Here is a 17,849-nt window from a genome sequence, read left to right as displayed (position 1 = left end):
CGGGGGGACGACCCGTCCTTTCGAGCAGCACACAACCGAACCCGTCCAACACGAGACAGCCGCGAGCCGCCGCCATATGTTCACGCCTTACCGCACCATTCTGAGCCTGCCCGGGACCCTGGCGTTCTCCCTTACCGGGTGGTTCGCCCGCCTGCCCATCTCCATGGTGGGTCTCGGCCTGGTGCTCCTCGTCTCCTCCGCCACTGGCTCCTACGGCCTGGCCGGCACGGTCTCCGCTTCTTACGTCATCGCCGCCGCGGTCCTGGCGCCGGTGCAGGCGCGGTTGGTCGACCGGCACGGCCAGCACCGAGTGCTCCCGGTCATCGCGGCGCTCAACGCCGCCGCGCTCGGCACTCTCATCGTCGCGATCGAGGCCGGCGCCGCCGCTCCCATGCCACAGGCCCTCGCCGCGGTCGCCGGTGCCGCTGGTCCACTCGTCGGGTCGTTCGTCCGGGCCCGCTGGACACACCTGCTCGAAGGCCGATCGGAGCTCCACACCGCGTTCGCCCTCGAAGCCCTGCTCGACGAAGTCGTCTTCATGGTCGGTCCGCCGCTGGTCACCATCCTCGCGACCTCGATCAGTCCGGTGGCCGGCCTGATCACCGCCGGGGTCACGGGGTTGGTCGGAGCGCTCGTCCTCTCGGTCCAGCGTCGCACCGAGCCGCCCGTCCAGCGCGCACACGCCGGACAGCGGATCAAGCCCAAACTCGGCTGGCCGATCCTGGGTCCGCTGGTGGTCGCCTGCGCCGGGCTGGGTGTGCTCTTCGGAAGTGCCGAGGTCGTCGTGGTCGCGGTCGCCACCGAGGCTGGTCAACGTTCCGTCGCTGGGCTTCTGCTCGCCGGCTGGGCGACCGGGAGCATGCTGTCGGCCCTCATCGTCGGCACGCTGCGGTTGCGAACGCCAGCGATGACGAGGTTCCGAGTCGGTGCGTTGCTGATGGCCGGCACGATGGTGCCGCTGCCCTTCATCACCAACCTCGGCGTTCTGAGCGTCGTACTCTTCCTCGCCGGCTTCGCGATCTCACCGACGCTGGTCGCCACGATGGCAGTGGTGGAGCGCACGGTCCCGCCGTCACGCATGACCGAAGGCATGGCGTGGACGACGACCGGGATGGCGGCCGGTGTCGCCCTCGGGGCTGCGGTCGCCGGACAGGTGATCGACGCCTTCAACGGCCGCACCGGTTTCTTCGTTCCGCTGGCGGCCGGAGTGGTCACCGCGCTCGTCGCGTTCGCCGGCCCCGCGCCGCGTGATGCCCACTCCACACCTGCGCCAGCGGAGTCAGAAGCCTCCGGACCCGCCGTGCAGGTCGTGCCGGAAAGCCCCTTGGAGACGGACCCGTCCGCGCAGAGCTCCGCATCCGGTACGCATCACTGACGACACCCGGTGCGCTCCCTCGTCACGGTCGCGCAGCGTGTCGAGACGCTAGCCTTGCGGAGTTTGCCGCCCGGGATCACGCCGCGACGAGTTTGAGAACGACTCGGGTGTCCTCGGCGCGCTGCCTGGCATCGTCGTCCCGGCCCGGGAGAGACTAGGCGAGCCCGAGAGGTTTGGGGAGGCGGAAGACGATGCGCGACGTCAAGCTGGTTCGACTCAGCGATGACGGCACCCATCTAGTTCTCACGCACGAGGGCACTGGTGAGGAGTTCGCGCTACGCGTGGACGACCGACTACGGGGGGCAGTGGTGAGTGATCGGGCCCGGCTGGGGTCGCTTCCGCTCGAAAAGCAGAGCCGGCTACGTCCAAAGGAGATCCAGGCCCGGCTGCGTGCGGGTGAGTCATCAGAGGCCATCGCAGCAGCCGCCGACGTACCCCTCGAGCGCATCCTGCGCTACGCCGGACCTGTGCTCGCCGAACGCGAGTACATCGCCGAGCAGGCCCGCCGGTGCGCGCTGCGCCGCAACGGTCGCGAAGGTCCCGGCCAGACCCTCGAGGAAGCCGTCGGCAACCGTCTGGAGGACCTCGGAATCAGCCGCGAGCTGGCGAACTGGGACGCTTGGCGCTCCCCCGAGGGACGCTGGGCGGTCTCGGTGTCGTTCAGCCTCGACGACGCACCGCACCGCGCCGTCTTCACCTACGATCCGCTGGGACGCGTGGTCACCACCGCCGACGACAAGGCGCGTGCGCTCGTCGGTGAGGCACTCCGCGTGCCTGGCTCCGCTCCGGGCCTTGCTCCTGTCGAACCCCCAAGGGCCGTCGGAACGCCCCCGGTCGACAGCAACGGATACCCGTACGCCGAGAGTCACGGAACGCCTTACACCGAAGGCAATGGCATGCCGTACGCCGAGCAGCATGGCACGGCGTACTCCGAGCCCTCCGTGGCAGCGGGGCGGGACGGCCACCGGCTCCGGCTCGCTCCCCCGCCGGCGCCTGACGTCGGGACCGGCGGCTACATCGCCCCTGCCGTGGAGAACTGGCAGCGCCGCGAGGTGCCGGCGAGCGAGCCCACACCCGCGCCGGCGCCACCCGTTCCTGGTCACGACACCGGCCCCGACGCCGAAGACACCATCGACCTGTCCCACGCGGTCGGCCGGTCACTGCGCTCGGCCGGTCCCGACGCCGGTGCCCCGCGGCCGATCCGCACCGTCGAGCCTGATCGACCCGCGGCCCCCCCGGCTCCCGCCGCACCCACGACACACGCCGCCCCCGCGACTCCAGCGGCCCGTGACCTCGCTCCCGACGAGGTGCCCGACCTCGACGACCCGCCGCTCCAGTCGCGAGTCGAGCCCGACCGGAGCCAGGAACACGAGCCCGAGCCCGAAGCCACCGAACCCGAGTCCCGCCCTGACGACGAGGCCGCTGACCAGTCAGAGCCGGTCGAGTCGGAGCCCGCTCCGGCACCCCGCCGCCCCCGCACCGGAAGCTCCGCGGATGCGCGTCGCCGGCGCGCCCGGTCGGGTGGACGCAAGGGCAGTGTGCCCAGCTGGGACGACATTCTCTTCGGCGGAGGTCGGGGCGGCCAGGACTAGGGCGTGCCGATGGGACGCGCCCTAGCCGGCGTGTCCCCTAGATCGGGCTGGATCGCGGCGTCCAGTCGGCGCTTGCGGTGCGATTGGCGGGGTGCCGGTGGTGTCTCCGGTCACCAGCGTGGTGGGGAGTGTGACGTGTCGCGGTTGGTCGTCCACGCCTTGGCTCCGTAGCCGTCCTGCGAGGAGCCGGATCGCCTCGCGCCCCAGCTCGTCGGTCGCGCGCCGGACCGAGGTGATGGTCCCGCCGCTCGGAAGCCTTTCCAGTGCGTCGAACCCCGCGACCGAGAAGCCGGACGGCACGTCGATCCCGCGACGGGCGAAGGCAGCGGCCAGCCCAACAGCGACGACGTCGTTCACGCAGAACGCGGCCGTGGGCGGATCCGGCAGCCCGAGCAGGTGCGCGACGAGCACGTCGTACGACCCGGACTCGGGTAGTCGCAGGACGAGGGCATCATCGATGAGCAGCCCGGCCGACTGGAGGGCCTGCCGATAGCCGTTCCTCCGGAGCCGGACGCTGCTCAACGTCGCGCTCTCGGCATGGACGAACGCGATCCGCCGGTGGCCGAGACCGGTCAGGTGCTCGGTGACCTGGCGGCCACCCGACTCGTCATCGACGACCACGTGGTCCGAACGCTCGTCGAGGTAGCGGTCGACGAAGACCACGGGAATCCCCCTGTCACGCAGGTGTTGCAGGGCCTTGCTGCGACGCGGGCTCGCACTGATTGGCCAGAGCAGGACACCGGCCAGGCCGTCGGCGCGGTCGAGCTCGCGTTCCTGTGCGGCGCGACGGCCGTCGGAGTGGGCGAGCACGACCTGCAGGCCGTCGTCGTGTGCCTGGTCGACGATGCCGGAGAGCACCTGCAGGTGGATCAGCTCGTTCAGGCTCGGCATCACGACCTTGACGGTGAGCACGGCCGTAGGGCCGGGATCGGGCTCCGGCACGTTGGCGACGTAGGTGCCACGGCCGCGTTCCTTGCGCAGCACGCCGACCCGGACGAGGCGTTCCAGAGCCTGCCGGACGGTCGGTCGGGTGACCTCGAACCTCGCACAGAGCTCGGTTTCGGAGGGGAAACGCGATCCCGGCACGAGGTTGTCGTCAGCGATCAACCGGAGGAACGCGCGTTCGAGCTGGTGATAAAGGGGGACCGGGCTGTTGCGGTCCAGGTCGCCCAGCCTGCCCGCAGGCGAAGGACTTGCCGGCACGGAAGTGCCCTCCTCTCCGGTCGTTCGCCTCCGCCTTAGGTTCTCACCCTCCGGTCGGCGCCGGGCGCACGGTCGGGCGCACGGTTCGCCGAGATGTCACCGGGATGGAGCAGCATGAAACCTTGTAATGAAGTGTTGACAAGTATAGCGGCCAGGTAAACACTGCGTCGGACGGCCCGATCCGGGTGCCCGCATCGGGCCTATGTCAGCGCATGACCTCATCACTTGAAACGACACAGGCGACCGGACGGCACAAGGAGATGGCGAGATGCGCATGAGAGCTTGGGGTACCACGGCCGCGGCGGCGCTGCTCACGTGTTCCGTCGGGATCGGAGCCACACCCTCGCTTGCCGAGACATCCAGTTCCCACGATGCCCCGCTGGCCGCCACCAGGGCCGACGAGTGGACCCAGCTGTTCAACCGCACCTCCGGATGGCTTGGTGCCGACGGCATCTTCTCGGTCCCCCTCGACGGACGGGACGGCGTGAGCGAGGCGACACCTTCGTCGCGGACCATGTTCATCTTCAGCGACACCCGCGTGGGCACAGCCGACCCGTTCGACCTGACCTACGAGCAGACCGGTTTCCTCAACAACTCCTCGGCCGTGCTGAACGGCAACCAGCCCAACCCCAAGCGGGCGAGCTTCGTCACCCCGGCGGGCGGCGCCTTTCGCAGCCATGACTGGATGAACGACGGAATCGCCATCGGGGACACCGTCTACGCGACCGGCTTCGCATTCGACTCCAACTGGAACGCGTCCCGGGTGGACCTGTTCTCGATGCCGATCGTCGGTGGCGTACCCGACTACAGCTCGGTCCGCAGGACTGAGGATGTCGGCCTGCTTATCCGCAACAGCAGGTACATCGTGATGTTCGGCGTGGGAATCATGGACAACTCCGCGGTGGACGGATACGTCTATGTGTACGGCTACCGCAACACACTCCTCGACGCACACAAGGACCTCGTCGTCGCCCGAGTTCCAAGGGCGGACTTCGCCGACATGCCGCGGCCGGATGGCAGTGCAAGCTCACCTTGGCGTTTCTGGAGCGGCAGCGAGTGGAGCCCCGACATCTCCGTGGCCGAACACGACGCCGCGGTTCTGCACTCCGACGTGTCGACGGAGCTGAGCGTCACCCCGATCACGACCGGCAGGTACGCCGGAAAGTACCTCCTGGTCTACACCCGCAACGTCATGTCGACCGCTTTGGAATACGCCGTGGGCGACACCCCGAATGGGCCGTTCTCCGCGGGCGTTCGCTTCTACAACTGCCCGGAGCCCTACATTTTTGGCTCGCAAACGGAGGGAATGACGTACTGCTACAACGCCAAGGCGCATCCGAGCCTGTCTGAGAAGGGCAGGCTCCTGGTCAGCTACAACGTCAACAGGATTGGCGGCGACCCGCTCACCACCGAAATCTACCGGCCCCGGTTCGTCTGGCTGGACCTGAACAAACCAGCGACAACTCCCCCTGCACCGAGGGCGACGACCAACCTCGCGGCGGGGCGACCGACCTCCTCGAGCCGCGGACAGGCCACGGCGGCCAAGGCGACCGACGGCACCTGGGACGAGTTCGAGGACGGCTGGAGCGCCGACGCGGCACGGAACGCTTGGCTGTCCGTCGACCTTGGCGCCACCCGGAAGATATCCGGCTACCGCGTCAAGCACGCCGGCTACGGCGGGAGCCCCTTCGGAACCGCCCTCAACACCCGTGACTTCTCCGTCGAGCTGTCGGACCGGCCCGGAGGACCATGGCGCACGGTCGACGCCGTCACCGGCAACACCGAGAATCTCACTGATCGACTGTTACCGAACCCGGTCAGCGCCCGCTACGTCCGACTACGCGTCACCAAGCCCACCCAGACCGCGGACAGCACCACTCGCGTTCTGGAGTTCGAGGTTCTCAGTGACGCCGGGGCCAGTCCCCCGAACCTGGCGTTGTACAAGCCGGTGACTGCCGACTCCGCCAACTCCAGCGCCAACCACGTGACGGACGCCCAGCTCTCCGATCCCGAACTAGACGCCTGGGTGAACCCCTCCGGCCACGGCGCCACATGGCTCGCCGTCGACCTCGGATCCAGCCACTCGATCGGCCGCTACGTGGTCAAGCACGCCCAGGCAGGCGGTCTGGACGCCACCCTCAACACGCGCGACTTCGTACTCCAATCCAGTGACAACAACAAGCAATGGACCAACCGAGACAGCGTGCTGGACAACGGGTCAGCGGTCACGGACCGGACGGTTCCCACATTCACGGCGCGCTACGTACGCCTCCTCATCACCAAACCGGTCGCCGATTCCGTCGACGAGAAGACCACGCGCGTCTACGAACTGGAGGTCTATCCGCCCTCCGGCACATGACGCCGGACAGGATGATCCGGCTCGTAAGGAGCCGGCGGCGGAGTCTGTGGGCCCCGGTAGTCCGGTCTCCGGACCCGCCTGGCACAATCCAGCCATGCGTTTTGACGTCCTCTGCCGCTGTTGTTGTCGCTGACCTCTCAGGTCTCGCGGCCCGCTGGCCGCACCCGCGACAACCAGCCGCAAGGACGTCCTTCATGGATTTCGCCACCTGGGCCCGCCAGCTGTCCGACCGAGGATTCCGGGTCCTCCCGCCAAGTCATCCCGTGCCGGTACGCCTCTGGGCGCTGCTGCCCGGCGGCGATCTGCTGCAGTTCCGGTGCCAGGGGACGAACGTCAGCCTGGAGCGGTACGCCGAGGCGGACCTCTTCTTCGTCGTACCCGCCGGCCGCTGCGACTGCGGGTGCGGTGAGCACCTTCCAGCTCCCAGCGCCCGCGCCCGCCTGGTAATTCGTACGAGCGCCCGACCGATCGACGCGGCGAGGTACGACGGCGCCACGGTTCGCGGCTGGCGGGGGCATGAAGCGGGATTGTTGTCGGTCGCCGAGGCCGCACCGCTCTTCGACGACCTCCTGGCCGAGCTCTTCGCGCCCGTCGAGGCGGCCCGACGCTGACGTCCAGCCCGACCTAGGGCGTGGCGCCGGTCGCGACGGGACGGTCGGGGTCAGACACCCAGTCCGACCAGGAACCGACGTACAACGCCGCGTGGATTCCCGCCAACTCCAGGGCGAGGACTTCCTGGGCGGCGCTCACGCCGGAGCCGCAGTAGACGCCGACGGGTCCAGACCCCCCGAGCCCGAGCGACGCGAATCGCTCCCGAAGCGCATCAACCGATCGAAACCGGCCGGCGGCGTCGAGGTTCTCGGCCGTGGGTGCGTTGAGCGCGCCAGGGATGTGCCCGCCAGCGGGGTCAATCGGCTCCACCTCACCCCGGTAGCGTTCGCCGGCCCGTGCGTCGAGCAGTACGCCCGCCCGGGCGACCTTGGCGGCCTCGCCGGCATCGAGCATCGCCATCCCCCCGGCCCGCGCCTCGAAATCTCCGGGCGCGACGTCGGATAGGCCCGTCTCGATCGGCAGGCCGGCCTCGGTCCAGGCGGCGTAGCCACCATCGAGGACCCGCACCGCCTCGTGCCCGAAGTAGCGCAGGCACCACCACGCCCGGGCCGGTCCGAAGCCGTCCGGATCGCCGTACACCACGACGGTCGAGGTCCGTGACACGCCCGCCGTCCCCATGGCGTTCTCGAACACCTGCGGGTCGGGCAGCGGATGCCGGCCGCCCGGGTGGCGTGGCCCGGCGCCTACCGGTGGGGCCGAGAGCGCCGCGTCAAGCTCGACGAAGCGCGCACCGGGAACGTGACCGTCGGCGTACGTGTCGGCCTTCGACGGCCCGGTCAGGGACCACCGAACGTCGAGAACCACGGGCGGCTGGTCAGACGAGAGTGCCTTGGCCAGGTCGCTGGCGGAGATGAGCGCGCTCATGACCGGAAGTCTCGCAGGTGACCTCGCCGGACCAGGACGGTGGCCGGCCGGGAATGGACCATCAGAACAGCCGCGGCCCGGCACGCCCACGAGGCAGATCTGAAAGGCTGCACCTCAGACCCCAAGCCGACGTGGTGGCGGCCGGACGAGGAGGGATCGCAGCGATGCCAGCATCAGCTCCGCCTACCCCGCACGATGCGCCGAAGCGCCCACGCCGCCTCCGGGCCGGTGACCAGGTGGCCGTGGTGGCCCCGGCCGGACCGATCCCTGCCGACCTGTTGGAGAAGGCGGTCGCGATCCTTTCCGCCTGGGGTCTGGAGGTACGCCTCGGTCCGCATGTCGGCGACCGGCACCCGACCCTCGACTACCTGGCGGGCGCGGACGCCGACCGGGCGCGCGACTTCACCGACGCCTGGCTCGATCCCGACGTCGCCGCTGTCTTCTGCGCTCGCGGCGGGTACGGCTCGCTCCGGCTGATCGACCTGATCGACTGGGACGCGCTCGCGGCGGTGCCGCCGAAGGTCTTCACCGGCTCCAGTGACATCACGGCCCTCCACCAGGTCATCGGGACTCGCTTCGGCATCCCGACGGTGTTCGGCGCGATGGTGGTCACCAGCTCGTTCGTCGACGACCCGGTCGCCCAGGAACACCTGCGGCGGATGCTCTTCGAACCCACGCCCGGTCTGGTGCTCAGCGGGCCGCGAGCCGAGCCGCTGCGGGCCGGCCTCGCCCGCGGCACGACGGTCGGCGGCAACCTCAGCCTGGTGGTGTCGGCTCGCGGAGTCCCCGATGTGGCGTCACCGCCGCCGGGCTCGATCGCCCTGCTCGAGGACGTCGGCGAGCAGCCGTACCGCATCGACCACTTCGTCACCCACCTTCGCAGGACGGGATGGTTCGCGGGGGTCGCGGGGATCGCGCTCGGCTCGTGGGTCGACTGTGGCGATCCCGACGTCGTACGCAGTGTCCTCACCGACCGGCTCGGCGACCTCGGAATCCCGATCATCTGGGAGTTGGGGTTCGGGCACTGCGAGGGACAGCTCGCCGTGCCGTTGGGGACCACCGTCGAGTTGGTGTCCGATCCGCACAGCGGCACCGCAAGCCTGACGTTGGTCGAGCCTGTGCTCGGCTGACGCCAGATCCCACCCTGGGTAACCCGGCAAGGAAAGGTTGACACTCGTGAACGCCGAAGCCGGCAGCCGTCCCGACGACAGCGTCGAAGAACTCTGTGCCGAGCTGATCAGGTTCGACACCACCAACCGCGGACCCGGCGACTCCGAGGGCGAACGCGAGGCCGCCGAGTATGTCGCGAGCATCCTGACCACGGCGGGCTACTCCCCCATGGTTCTGGAGTCGGCGCCGCGCCGGACCAACGTCGTCGTCCGGATTCCTGGCACCGAGCCGAACGCCGAGGCGGTGCTCGTCCACGCCCATCTCGACGTCGTACCCGCTGATCCCAGCGAGTGGTCGGTCCCGCCGTTCTCCGGCGAGATCCGGGACGGCTACGTGTGGGGCCGGGGCGCCACCGACATGAAGGACATGTGCGCGACGGTCCTCGCGGTGCTGAGGTCGTGGGCTGCGCGCGGCGTCCGACCGCGCCGCGACGTCGTGGTGGCGTTCGTCGCCGACGAGGAGGTGCACGGCGACTACGGCGCCAGCTGGCTCGTCGACCAGCACCCCGAGCTCTTCACCGGCTGCGCCATCGGGATCAGCGAGTCCGGTGGGCACACCTTCGACGTCGACGGCGTACGCCTGTATCCGGTGGCGACCGCCGAACGCGGCACCATCCAGCTGCGAATCACCGCGCACGGCCGGGCCGGCCACGGGTCCAGGCCGAACGCCGACAATGCCGTCGTCATGCTGGTCAACGCGGTCAGCCGGATCGCCGCACACCAGTGGCCGGTGCGCCTCACGCCGACGGTCCGCGCGTACCTCGAACGCGCCGGCGCGGCACTCGGCATACCCATCGACCTGGCCGACGTCGACGCCACGATCGCTCGGATGGGACGCGCGGGCGATCTCGCGGCGGGTACGGTCCGCAACACCGCGACGCCCACCATGCTCGACGCGGGCTACAAGGTCAACGTCATCCCGGGGGTCGCGCACGCCCAGATCGACGGGCGTGCGCTGCCGGGAAGCGAGCAGGAGTTCCTCGACACCATCGACTCCCTGCTCGGGGACGGGGTAGAGCGGGAGATCCTCGACTACACCCGCGCGGTCTCGGCGCCGTTCGACTCGCCGTGGTTCGAGGCGATGGCGGACGCGCTGCGGTCAGAGGATCCGGATGCTGTGGTCGTGCCGTACTGCATGGGCGGCGGAACGGACGCCAAGGCGTTCGCCCGGCTCGGCATCGCGGGCTACGGCTTCTCGCCCCTGCGGCTGCCGACTGACTATCCGCAGCGCGGCATGGCGCACGGTGTCGATGAGCGGGTCCCCGTGGACGGGCTGAAGTTCGGTGCGCGGGTGCTGGACCGCTTCCTGCTAGAGCACTGAGGGATCCTGGCTTCAGCGCCGGTCAGGACTGGGCGCCAAACGGGAGTACGTCGGGCGAGAGCGCGCCGGCGTTCGCGACCTGCGCGGTCATGCCGCGACGGTGGTGGCGCCGGCACAGCACCTCGTAGCCCAGGTCGAGTGCCGTTCCGTCCTTGGTGTCCCCCACGACCACCTGCTCGCCTTCGGTCACCATCGCACCGCCGACTGTGCGGGCGTTGTGGGTGCCGCGCCGCCCGCACCAGCACAGCGCCTGCACCTGGAGGATTTCGACCCGGTCCGCCATCTCCACCAGCCGCTGGCTTCCCTCGAACAACCGGGTCCGGAAGTCGGTGAGGATGCCGAACGCGTACACCTCCACGCCGAGGTCGTCGACGATCCGGCCGAGCTGCTCCACCTGCTCCGCCGAGTAGAACTGCGCCTCGTCGCAGATGAGGTAGTCGATCCGCGCGCCGGAGGTCATCTCCGACACCACGTGCCGCTGCAGGTTGAGATCGGGCTTCACCTCGATCGCGGACACAGCCAGGCCGAGGCGACTGGACAGGGTCGCGTCACCGGCCCGGTCATGGCAGGTGAAGAGTCGCCCAGCAAGTCCGCGTTGACGCGCGTTGTGATCCATCTGAAGCGCGAGCGTCGACTTGCCGCAGTCCATGGTCCCGGTGAAGAAGACGAGTTCGGCCACGGCGCCCCATCCTTGCGCATCGGCAGTGACAGACACGCCGTGCGGGTGGCACAGCGATCACAAGTGGGCTAGCTCACACGAAATCAGGGGTCACGCGACCAGTAGCGGCACCAGCATTTCGTCCGCGGTGAGGGAGCCGTGCCAGCCCAGCAATGTCGACTCGGTGGGGAACACGTTGGCGCACTCGACGGCGACCTCACCGAGCGAGGCGATCACCACATCACCCAGGCGTGCCCGCACCCGGTCTTCGACCGGACCGAACCATCCGGAGGCGACAGCTTCCTCCCGGGTCAGCACGAGCGCGTCCTCCTCGCTGAGCCGGTCGCGCCAGGCGGCGACCACCTCAGGAGCAGCACCGGGCCGCGTGTAGAGGTACCGCATCCGTGGGTCGCCCCCGACCAGGTAGACACCTGACCGGAGGGCGGGATCGCCGTCCACGTCGATCCGGTTGCCGAACGGTACGTCGACCATGCCGTGGTCGCCGGTGATCAGGAGGACGGCGTCAGAGGGAAGCGCCTTGCGCAGCCGGGCGATGAACGCGTCGATCGCCGCCAGTTGGTGCCGCCAGGCCGAGGAGTGGCAGCCATCGCGATGGCCGGTCCAGTCCAGGTCGCCTTCATAGACATAGACGAGGGTTCGTTGGGCCCGGGCGCACGCGTCGGCCGCGCCGGCGATGCGCTGGCCCGCACTGTCAGCGGGGACGTACTGGCCGCCGCGGAGTCCGGCCACCGTGACACCCGAACCCCGGAAGGCCTTCCGGGACACCAGCGTCACCGCCACACCGTCCTGTTCGGCGCGCTCGAAGAGGGTGGGGTAGGGCTGCCACACCAGCGGCTCGACCGTGGTGTCCCACCGCAGGGTGTTGAGCAGCTGTTCGGTGCCCGGCACCGCCATCGTGTAGCCGACGACACCGTGCCGGCCGGGTGGCAGGCCGGTGCCGAGGCTCACCAGGCTTGTCGACGTGGTCGACGGAGCCGGGGAGGTGATCGGGCGGCCGCCGGCCAGCAGCGAGGCGAGGTAGGGCGCTTCGGCCGCGTAGGTGTTGAGGAGGTTCCAGCCCAGTCCGTCGACGAGCAGCACGACATACCGCTTCGCCACCGGGATGCCGAGCAGGTTGGTCGACCCCGTGACACCCATCCCGCCCAACGCCGACGGGATGAGGTCGGTCAGCGCCGACTCGGCGTACCTCGGAAGGACCAGCCCGTCGCGGGTCGGCGCCGAACCAGGCGATGTCCGCGGCGGCGTGGGCGTGTTCATCGCCCTGGTGACCGCCTCGTCGCCACCGACAACTCCTGCGCGAAGCCGAGGAGCTGACCGACCGCGTCGCTGCCTTCGGCGGCCGCGCTCACCTGCAGCGTCAGGTCGTCAGAGGAGAACGTGCCGGTGTAGCCGTGGTCGGCCTCGCAGTTGGGATCGGCGCATGAGGCGGGTTCGAGGTCGAGCCGCCCGACTCCGCCCCAACCGATGGTGAGGATCACCTGGTGGACGGCGCCGCCGGGCTCGTACGCCGCCGGGTTGGCGACCACCCGGCTCACGACCACGGAACGCACCTCGCCGATCGGGACGGCCTCCGTGGACGCGGTGGCATACGGCGTCGGAAGCGTCTCGTCGGCCGGGTGCTCGTCGGTGTGGCCCAGGATGAGCCGGCTCGGAGTCAGCACCAGGACGGTGATGTGGCGGCGTACCTCATCGGCGGAGAAGGTCGGCTCGTGATGGACGAAGTACGAGACCACCCGCTCGCCCGCGAGACAGGTCTCCAACGCGTCAGCAACCACGTCGGGGTAGTAGCCACTGCGGTCGATCGCAGCGCGGAGTTCGTGCGTCGCACTCGCGGACTCACTCATGGCAGTCATCCTTCCATGGCCGGCCACTACATCCGGCACCAGCCGCGACGGCGCGGTAGGCCTTCTCGCGAAGCGTCCTACATGCGGGTCGGCGCGGCAATCCCCAACATCGACAATCCGGTGGCAAGGACCCGGGCCGTGACGTCGCAGAGCGCCAGCCGGCTGGATCTGGTCGCATCATCGTCGGCGCGCAGGACCGGGCAGCGTTCGTAGAACGCCGTGAACGCCGTCGCAAGATCGTAGAGGTAGCCGCAGATCCGGTGCATCTCCACCACGCCGGCAGCCTTGTGGAGGATTCCCTCGAACTCACCGAGCCGCAGCGCCAGAGCGTGCTCGGCCGGGTCGGTGAGCCGGACCGCGGCGCCCTTCAGGGACGCCCGGTCGACGGCTCCGCGGCGGAACACCGACTGGATCCGGGCGTGGGCGTACTGAAGGTACGGCGCGGTGTTGCCGTCGAAGGACAGCATGCGGTCCCAGTCGAAGACGTAGTCCTTGATCCGGTCGTTGGACAGGTCGGCGTACTTCAGGGCGCCGATGCCTACCGCCGCCGCGACGTCGGCCTGCTCCTCCGCCGAGAGGTGCGACGCCTTCTCGGCCACGATCAACGCCGCCCGCCGGACGGCCTCGTCGAGCAGATCGATCAGCTTGATCGAGTCGCCGGCCCGTGTCCTGAGCCGCCGCCGGTCAGTGCCGAGCACCACGCCGAAGCCCTGGAACTCCGCGTGCGCGCGCGGACCGAGCCAGCCCGCCTCCCGGCCGACCTCGAACACCATCTCGAAGTGGAGCCGCTGGCCCAGGTCGGTGATGTAGACGAGCCGGCGGGCCTTGAGGTCGCCCACGCGGTAGCGCAGCGCCGCCAGGTCGGTGGTGTCGTAGCCGAATCCCCCGTCGCTCTTGCGCAGGATCAGCGGAAGCGGCCCACCGTCACGCCCGGTGAAACCCTTGGGGAACGCACACAGCGCCCCCTCGCTCTCGGTCGCCAGGCCGAGCTCGACCAGCTCGTCGATCACGGGCGCGAGCTGGTCGTTGTAGGTGGACTCGCCGGCGAGGTCCTCGGGCCGCAGCCGGACGCCGAGGCGTTCGTAGACGGTCTCGAAGTAGCGCGCCGACTCGTCGACGAGCAGCCGCCACAGCGCGAGCGTCTCGGGATCGCCGCTCTGGAGCAGGACGACCCGCCGCCGCGCGCGTTCGGCGAACCCCTCGTCGGAGTCGAACGCCTTCCGGGCGTCCTGATAGAACGCACCGAGATCACCGACCGACAGCTCGTGCGCCGTCTCACCGGCTCCGAGGTCGATCATGTGCTCGATGAGCATGCCGAACGGCGTGCCCCAGTCGCCGATGTGGTTCTGGCGTACGACGTCGTGCCCGAGGTGTTCGAGGACCCGGACCAACGCGTCGCCAATGATCGACGACCGTAGGTGCCCGACGTGCATCTCCTTGGCGACGTTCGGGCCGGAGTAGTCGACCAGCACCCGCTCGGGGGCGCTCGCCTGGGCGACGGCGAGCCGCTCGTCGGCCGCCATCTCCCCCACCAGCGTGGACAGCGCGGTGTCAGAGAGCGTGAGGTTGAGGAAGCCAGGGCCGGCGACCTCGGCGTTCGCGACCAGATCGTCGAGGTCCGCGCGCTCCAGAACCTCCGCGGCCACCTCCCGCGGCGGTCGGCGGAGCTTCTTCGCGAGCGACAGGGCACCGTCGGCCTGGTAGTCGGCGCGGTCAGAACGCCGCACCGCCGGGTCAGCTGGTTCGCCAGCGACGTCGGCGAAGGCGCGGGCCAGCCGTTCGGAGAGGAGCTGCGGAAGATCGGTCACAGTAAGCAAGGATCTCACGCCGGTTCGGCGGATTGACGCGGCCGGGCTGGTGCGCGGTGCGCTAGCGTGACGAGTTGTGGCGTACGACGGAAAAGTGACGGTTGGCGGTCCCCCAGCGGTGCGTGAGTTGGCTGGGCTCGTCCTCACCAAGGTCGCGGTCGGGCCGATGGACAACGACGCCTACCTGCTGCGCTGCCGCGAGACCGGCGAGCAGTTGCTCATCGACGCGGCCAACGACGCCGAGACACTGCTCGGCCTGCTCGACGACGGCCCGTTGGTACGCGTGGTGACGACGCACCGGCACGGCGACCACTGGCAGGCCCTGGCCGCCGTCGTGGCTCAGAGGGGTGCGGCCACCGCCGCCCACATCGACGACGCGCCGGGCATCCCGGTGCCGACGGACGAGCCGCTGCGTGATGGCGACCTGATCACGGTCGGGACGTGCACACTGGAGGTGATCCATCTCGTCGGGCACACGCCGGGGTCGATCACGCTGCTGTACGACGAACCCGCGGGACGTCCGCACATCTTCACCGGCGACAGCCTCTTCCCGGGCGGTGTCGGCAACACCCACGGATCGAAGCAGGACTTCGAGAGCCTGATCAACGACGTCGAGCACAAGCTGTTCGACCGGCTTCCCGACCCGACCTGGGTGTATCCCGGCCACGGCAACGACACCACCCTCGGCACCGAACGCCCGCACCTGCCCGAATGGCGAGCCCGCGGTTGGTAATCACAGATGTGCTGGATGGGTGGGTACGCGGGGATGCCGGCCGGCGATGACCATCCGCTGGAGGAGAAGGAAGCCCTCTGACCGGCTGAGGTAGTCGTCAGCGATCGCGACCCCGATGAGGTCGGCGGTGTCGAGGGCCGGGATGCCGACCAGCCGCGCGTAGCGCAGCGACTCGCGGTCGTCGCTCACCCATGACGACCCGGCGAACTCCGACCAGTGTTGGATCACGTGACAGGTCTGGGCCTCACCCAGATGGCGGAGGGGTTCGCCGGCCCGGCCACCGAAGACCGCCCGGCGGAGGCGTTCGATCCGCGCGATGTCGTGCCGGTCAGTGATCTCGACCGGGTCACCGAGCCAGCCCTCGACAGAAATGCTGGCAAGGCTCGGGTGGATGTTGGCGGACCGCTTCGCCTCGAACGCGATGGCCTCGACCCATCGACCACGTCCATCGAGGATCTTCGCGAGCAGCGGCAGACTGTCGACGCAGGCGAAGTTGCAGAGAACCGTATTGTCAGGAAAGCAGAAGGCGGTCACGGCGCGAACTCGGGTTCGTCACCCGCGGCGCCCGGACCGGCGGGAGTTTCGAGCGCCCGCCGGAGCATCTCGACGTCCATGCCCACCAGGTTGGCGAACGGCCGCAAGGTGGCCTTGCCGTCGACGTAGGCACTGAAGGAGTCCCTGACGAGAACGCCGGGGAGCCGGGGTTGTCGGCTGGCCTCGATCCACGCGGCGAACTCGCCCGCCTTGCCGGTGCGCAGGGCGCAGGCCGCGGTGGTGAGCTTCCTGAACTCCTTCCGCTGGCCCGCGGTGATCAGGCGGAGGTTGCCCAGGCGGTAGGCGAGGGTGCTGGGCGACACCGAGAACCGCATCACCAATGCGGCGAACGTGTCGAGAGACAGGCGTGAACCATCTGGAACCGCCGCGCGCAACTCGTGCTCCGGAAGGAGGAACGCGGCGGCGAACGCATTGGCCCGGCGTTCGGAAGGCTGGCGCCGCCGCTCCGGATCCATCACGTCCTCGTCCACATGGAGCCCCTGGTCGTCACCTGCCAGCAGGTGACCCAACTCGTGCACGATGGTGAACCGCTGCCTGGTCGGGTATTCGGTCGTGGCGACGAGGATCAGCCGGGCGTGGTCGTCCCGCCAGGCGAGGCCGTCGCATCCGGCCGGGATGGCGGTCACGGCCAGGTCCACCCCGAAACAGGTTTCGATGACGTCGGAGAGATCCCGCGCCAGCGGATCGCCGCCGGCCGTGCGTACCTCCTCCACGGCGCTGGCGGCCAACTCCTCGCCGTCGACCTTCCGGCCGGCGGTAATCGTGGGGCCTTCGGGTTGGTGGTAGCCGAGGAACGCCAGGTCTTCGCGTGCCTGGGCGAAGCGGGTCGCCTCGCGCACGGCCGCCTCCACCGCACCGTCGTGGGTGTTGGAGGCGCGGGCGGCAAGGGCTGGCTTCGCGGGCTTCGCGCCGAGGAGCCAGTCGACGCTCACCCCGCCGAGCTCCGCGATGTGGGCGAGGTCGAGGGAGCTGAACCGGCGTACGCCCGACAGCGACTTCGACATCTTGGACGCGTCCAGGCCCGCCTTGGCGGCGAAGCCAGCCTGGCTGAGGCCGCTCGCGTCGATCAGCGCGCGGACCCGCTGCGCAGTGAGATCTCCAGCCATGGAACGAAGGCTACGCCCGCATTGCGAAAATCGCAACGGCGCTGCGCTGCACCCCGGCCGGGCGGAGCCGGGAGGACTCCCCCCGCCTTCTCGGCACCCGGAACGGCCGGGTGGTACGCCATCCGGGCCCGGATCAAGGGTCGCCCGCGATGCGAGATCGCTCCCCGAGGATGCCGCGACGGGTTTTGAATGAGCCTCTCTCGGATGGGCGGGCCATCTCAGATCGTGGAGATTCCGGGAACGGTCTTACTGAAGTACAGCAGCCATCTCAAATGGCGTACACCCGAACGTATCGGAGTGAGAAGCCAGGGTTCTGTCTCACATTGTGTACACCCTTTGGCGAACCTCACGCGCCAAGTCCCCACCTCACTAGGCAAATTTGCCTTGCCTGGTGGGAACATGCCCCGCCTCGTACCGCAGAAGGTGTACACAATGTGAGACGCCACCTGCGGCGCACCCCGATGTGGCGAAGGCGCGGCGCCTTCTTCGCCGAAGCACCGCCACCAGGCCGACACCCACTCTCGTCACGATGCCGCAAGCCGTCGGTGCTTTGAACAGGTCGCCAGCCGTAGCGGTTCGTGAGTGCCGGCCGAGGCGCGGCAATCGTCGAGGGGTCGCAAACTGTAGAA

General features: G+C 69.4%; 15 protein-coding genes. 7 read left to right on the top strand and 8 right to left on the bottom strand.

Annotation, left to right across the window (positions count from 1 at the left end):
- Positions 1–76 precede the first annotated feature (76 nt).
- Positions 77–1,375 carry an MFS transporter gene (locus tag B141_RS0113430; RefSeq protein WP_020575691.1) on the top strand — a complete coding sequence of 433 codons (1,299 nt, stop codon included), beginning with the start codon at positions 77–79 and terminating at the stop codon, positions 1,373–1,375.
- A 191-nt stretch (positions 1,376–1,566) separates the two neighbouring features.
- A complete protein-coding gene (gene sepH, locus B141_RS0113425; protein ID WP_020575690.1) occupies positions 1,567–2,967 on the top strand; it encodes a septation protein SepH in 1,401 nt (466 codons plus the stop codon).
- Between the two features lie 21 nt (positions 2,968–2,988).
- Here the strand turns inward: sepH and B141_RS45580 are convergent, their stop codons facing one another.
- The gene (locus B141_RS45580) at positions 2,989–4,170 is read right to left on the bottom strand and encodes a GntR family transcriptional regulator (RefSeq protein ID WP_020575689.1); all 1,182 of its coding nucleotides are present in this window, start codon (positions 4,168–4,170) and stop codon (positions 2,989–2,991) included.
- 268 nt (positions 4,171–4,438) lie between these two features.
- On the opposite strand from B141_RS45580, the gene B141_RS0113415 reads away from it, so the two are divergent.
- Entirely contained in the window at positions 4,439–6,529 is a 2,091-nt protein-coding gene (locus B141_RS0113415; RefSeq protein ID WP_020575688.1) for a discoidin domain-containing protein, read from the top strand.
- A 194-nt stretch (positions 6,530–6,723) separates the two neighbouring features.
- Positions 6,724–7,140: a hypothetical protein gene (locus B141_RS0113410; protein ID WP_020575687.1), complete on the top strand. Its 417-nt coding sequence runs from the start codon at positions 6,724–6,726 to the stop codon at positions 7,138–7,140.
- A 13-nt stretch (positions 7,141–7,153) separates the two neighbouring features.
- Here B141_RS0113410 and B141_RS0113405 read toward each other — a convergent pair whose 3' ends face one another.
- Positions 7,154–8,005: a sulfurtransferase gene (locus tag B141_RS0113405; protein ID WP_020575686.1), complete on the bottom strand. Its 852-nt coding sequence runs from the start codon at positions 8,003–8,005 to the stop codon at positions 7,154–7,156.
- Positions 8,006–8,169: 164 nt separating this feature from the next.
- Between B141_RS0113405 and B141_RS0113400 the strand changes: the two genes are divergently transcribed.
- The gene (locus B141_RS0113400) at positions 8,170–9,135 is read left to right on the top strand and encodes a S66 peptidase family protein (RefSeq protein ID WP_051114066.1); all 966 of its coding nucleotides are present in this window, start codon (positions 8,170–8,172) and stop codon (positions 9,133–9,135) included.
- A gap of 46 nt (positions 9,136–9,181) precedes the next feature.
- A complete protein-coding gene (locus B141_RS0113395; RefSeq protein WP_020575684.1) occupies positions 9,182–10,495 on the top strand; it encodes a M20/M25/M40 family metallo-hydrolase in 1,314 nt (437 codons plus the stop codon).
- 22 nt (positions 10,496–10,517) lie between these two features.
- On the opposite strand, the gene B141_RS0113390 is transcribed toward B141_RS0113395, so the two are convergent.
- The 4 genes from B141_RS0113390 to argS form a co-directional block, all read right to left on the bottom strand.
- A complete protein-coding gene (locus B141_RS0113390; RefSeq protein WP_020575683.1) occupies positions 10,518–11,174 on the bottom strand; it encodes a thymidine kinase in 657 nt (218 codons plus the stop codon).
- Positions 11,175–11,264: 90 nt separating this feature from the next.
- Entirely contained in the window at positions 11,265–12,431 is a 1,167-nt protein-coding gene (locus tag B141_RS0113385; protein WP_020575682.1) for an alkaline phosphatase family protein, read from the bottom strand.
- A complete protein-coding gene (locus B141_RS0113380; RefSeq protein ID WP_020575681.1) occupies positions 12,428–13,018 on the bottom strand; it encodes a DUF5998 family protein in 591 nt (196 codons plus the stop codon). The genes B141_RS0113385 and B141_RS0113380 overlap by 4 nt, the downstream gene beginning before the upstream one ends.
- Before the next feature lie 77 nt (positions 13,019–13,095).
- Positions 13,096–14,826 (bottom strand): arginine--tRNA ligase, encoded by a 1,731-nt coding sequence (gene argS, locus B141_RS0113375; protein ID WP_020575680.1) that lies wholly within the window; start codon positions 14,824–14,826, stop codon positions 13,096–13,098.
- A 76-nt stretch (positions 14,827–14,902) separates the two neighbouring features.
- On the opposite strand from argS, the gene B141_RS0113370 reads away from it, so the two are divergent.
- The gene (locus B141_RS0113370; protein WP_020575679.1) at positions 14,903–15,559 is read left to right on the top strand and encodes an MBL fold metallo-hydrolase; all 657 of its coding nucleotides are present in this window, start codon (positions 14,903–14,905) and stop codon (positions 15,557–15,559) included.
- On the opposite strand, the gene B141_RS0113365 is transcribed toward B141_RS0113370, so the two are convergent.
- On the bottom strand, positions 15,560–16,093 hold the full coding sequence (locus tag B141_RS0113365; protein ID WP_020575678.1) for a hypothetical protein: 534 nt from the start codon (positions 16,091–16,093) through the stop codon (positions 15,560–15,562).
- On the bottom strand, positions 16,090–17,220 hold the full coding sequence (locus tag B141_RS40455) for a helix-turn-helix domain-containing protein (RefSeq protein WP_020575677.1): 1,131 nt from the start codon (positions 17,218–17,220) through the stop codon (positions 16,090–16,092). Before B141_RS40455 ends, B141_RS0113365 begins: the two co-directional genes overlap by 4 nt.
- Positions 17,221–17,849: the final 629 nt, after the last annotated feature.

The sequence above is a fragment of the Actinopolymorpha alba DSM 45243 genome, assembly GCF_000373925.1.
Classification (GTDB): domain Bacteria; phylum Actinomycetota; class Actinomycetes; order Propionibacteriales; family Actinopolymorphaceae; genus Actinopolymorpha; species Actinopolymorpha alba.
The sequence above is the reverse complement of the archived record's forward strand: the minus strand, read 5'-3'. Positions and strand labels throughout refer to the sequence as shown.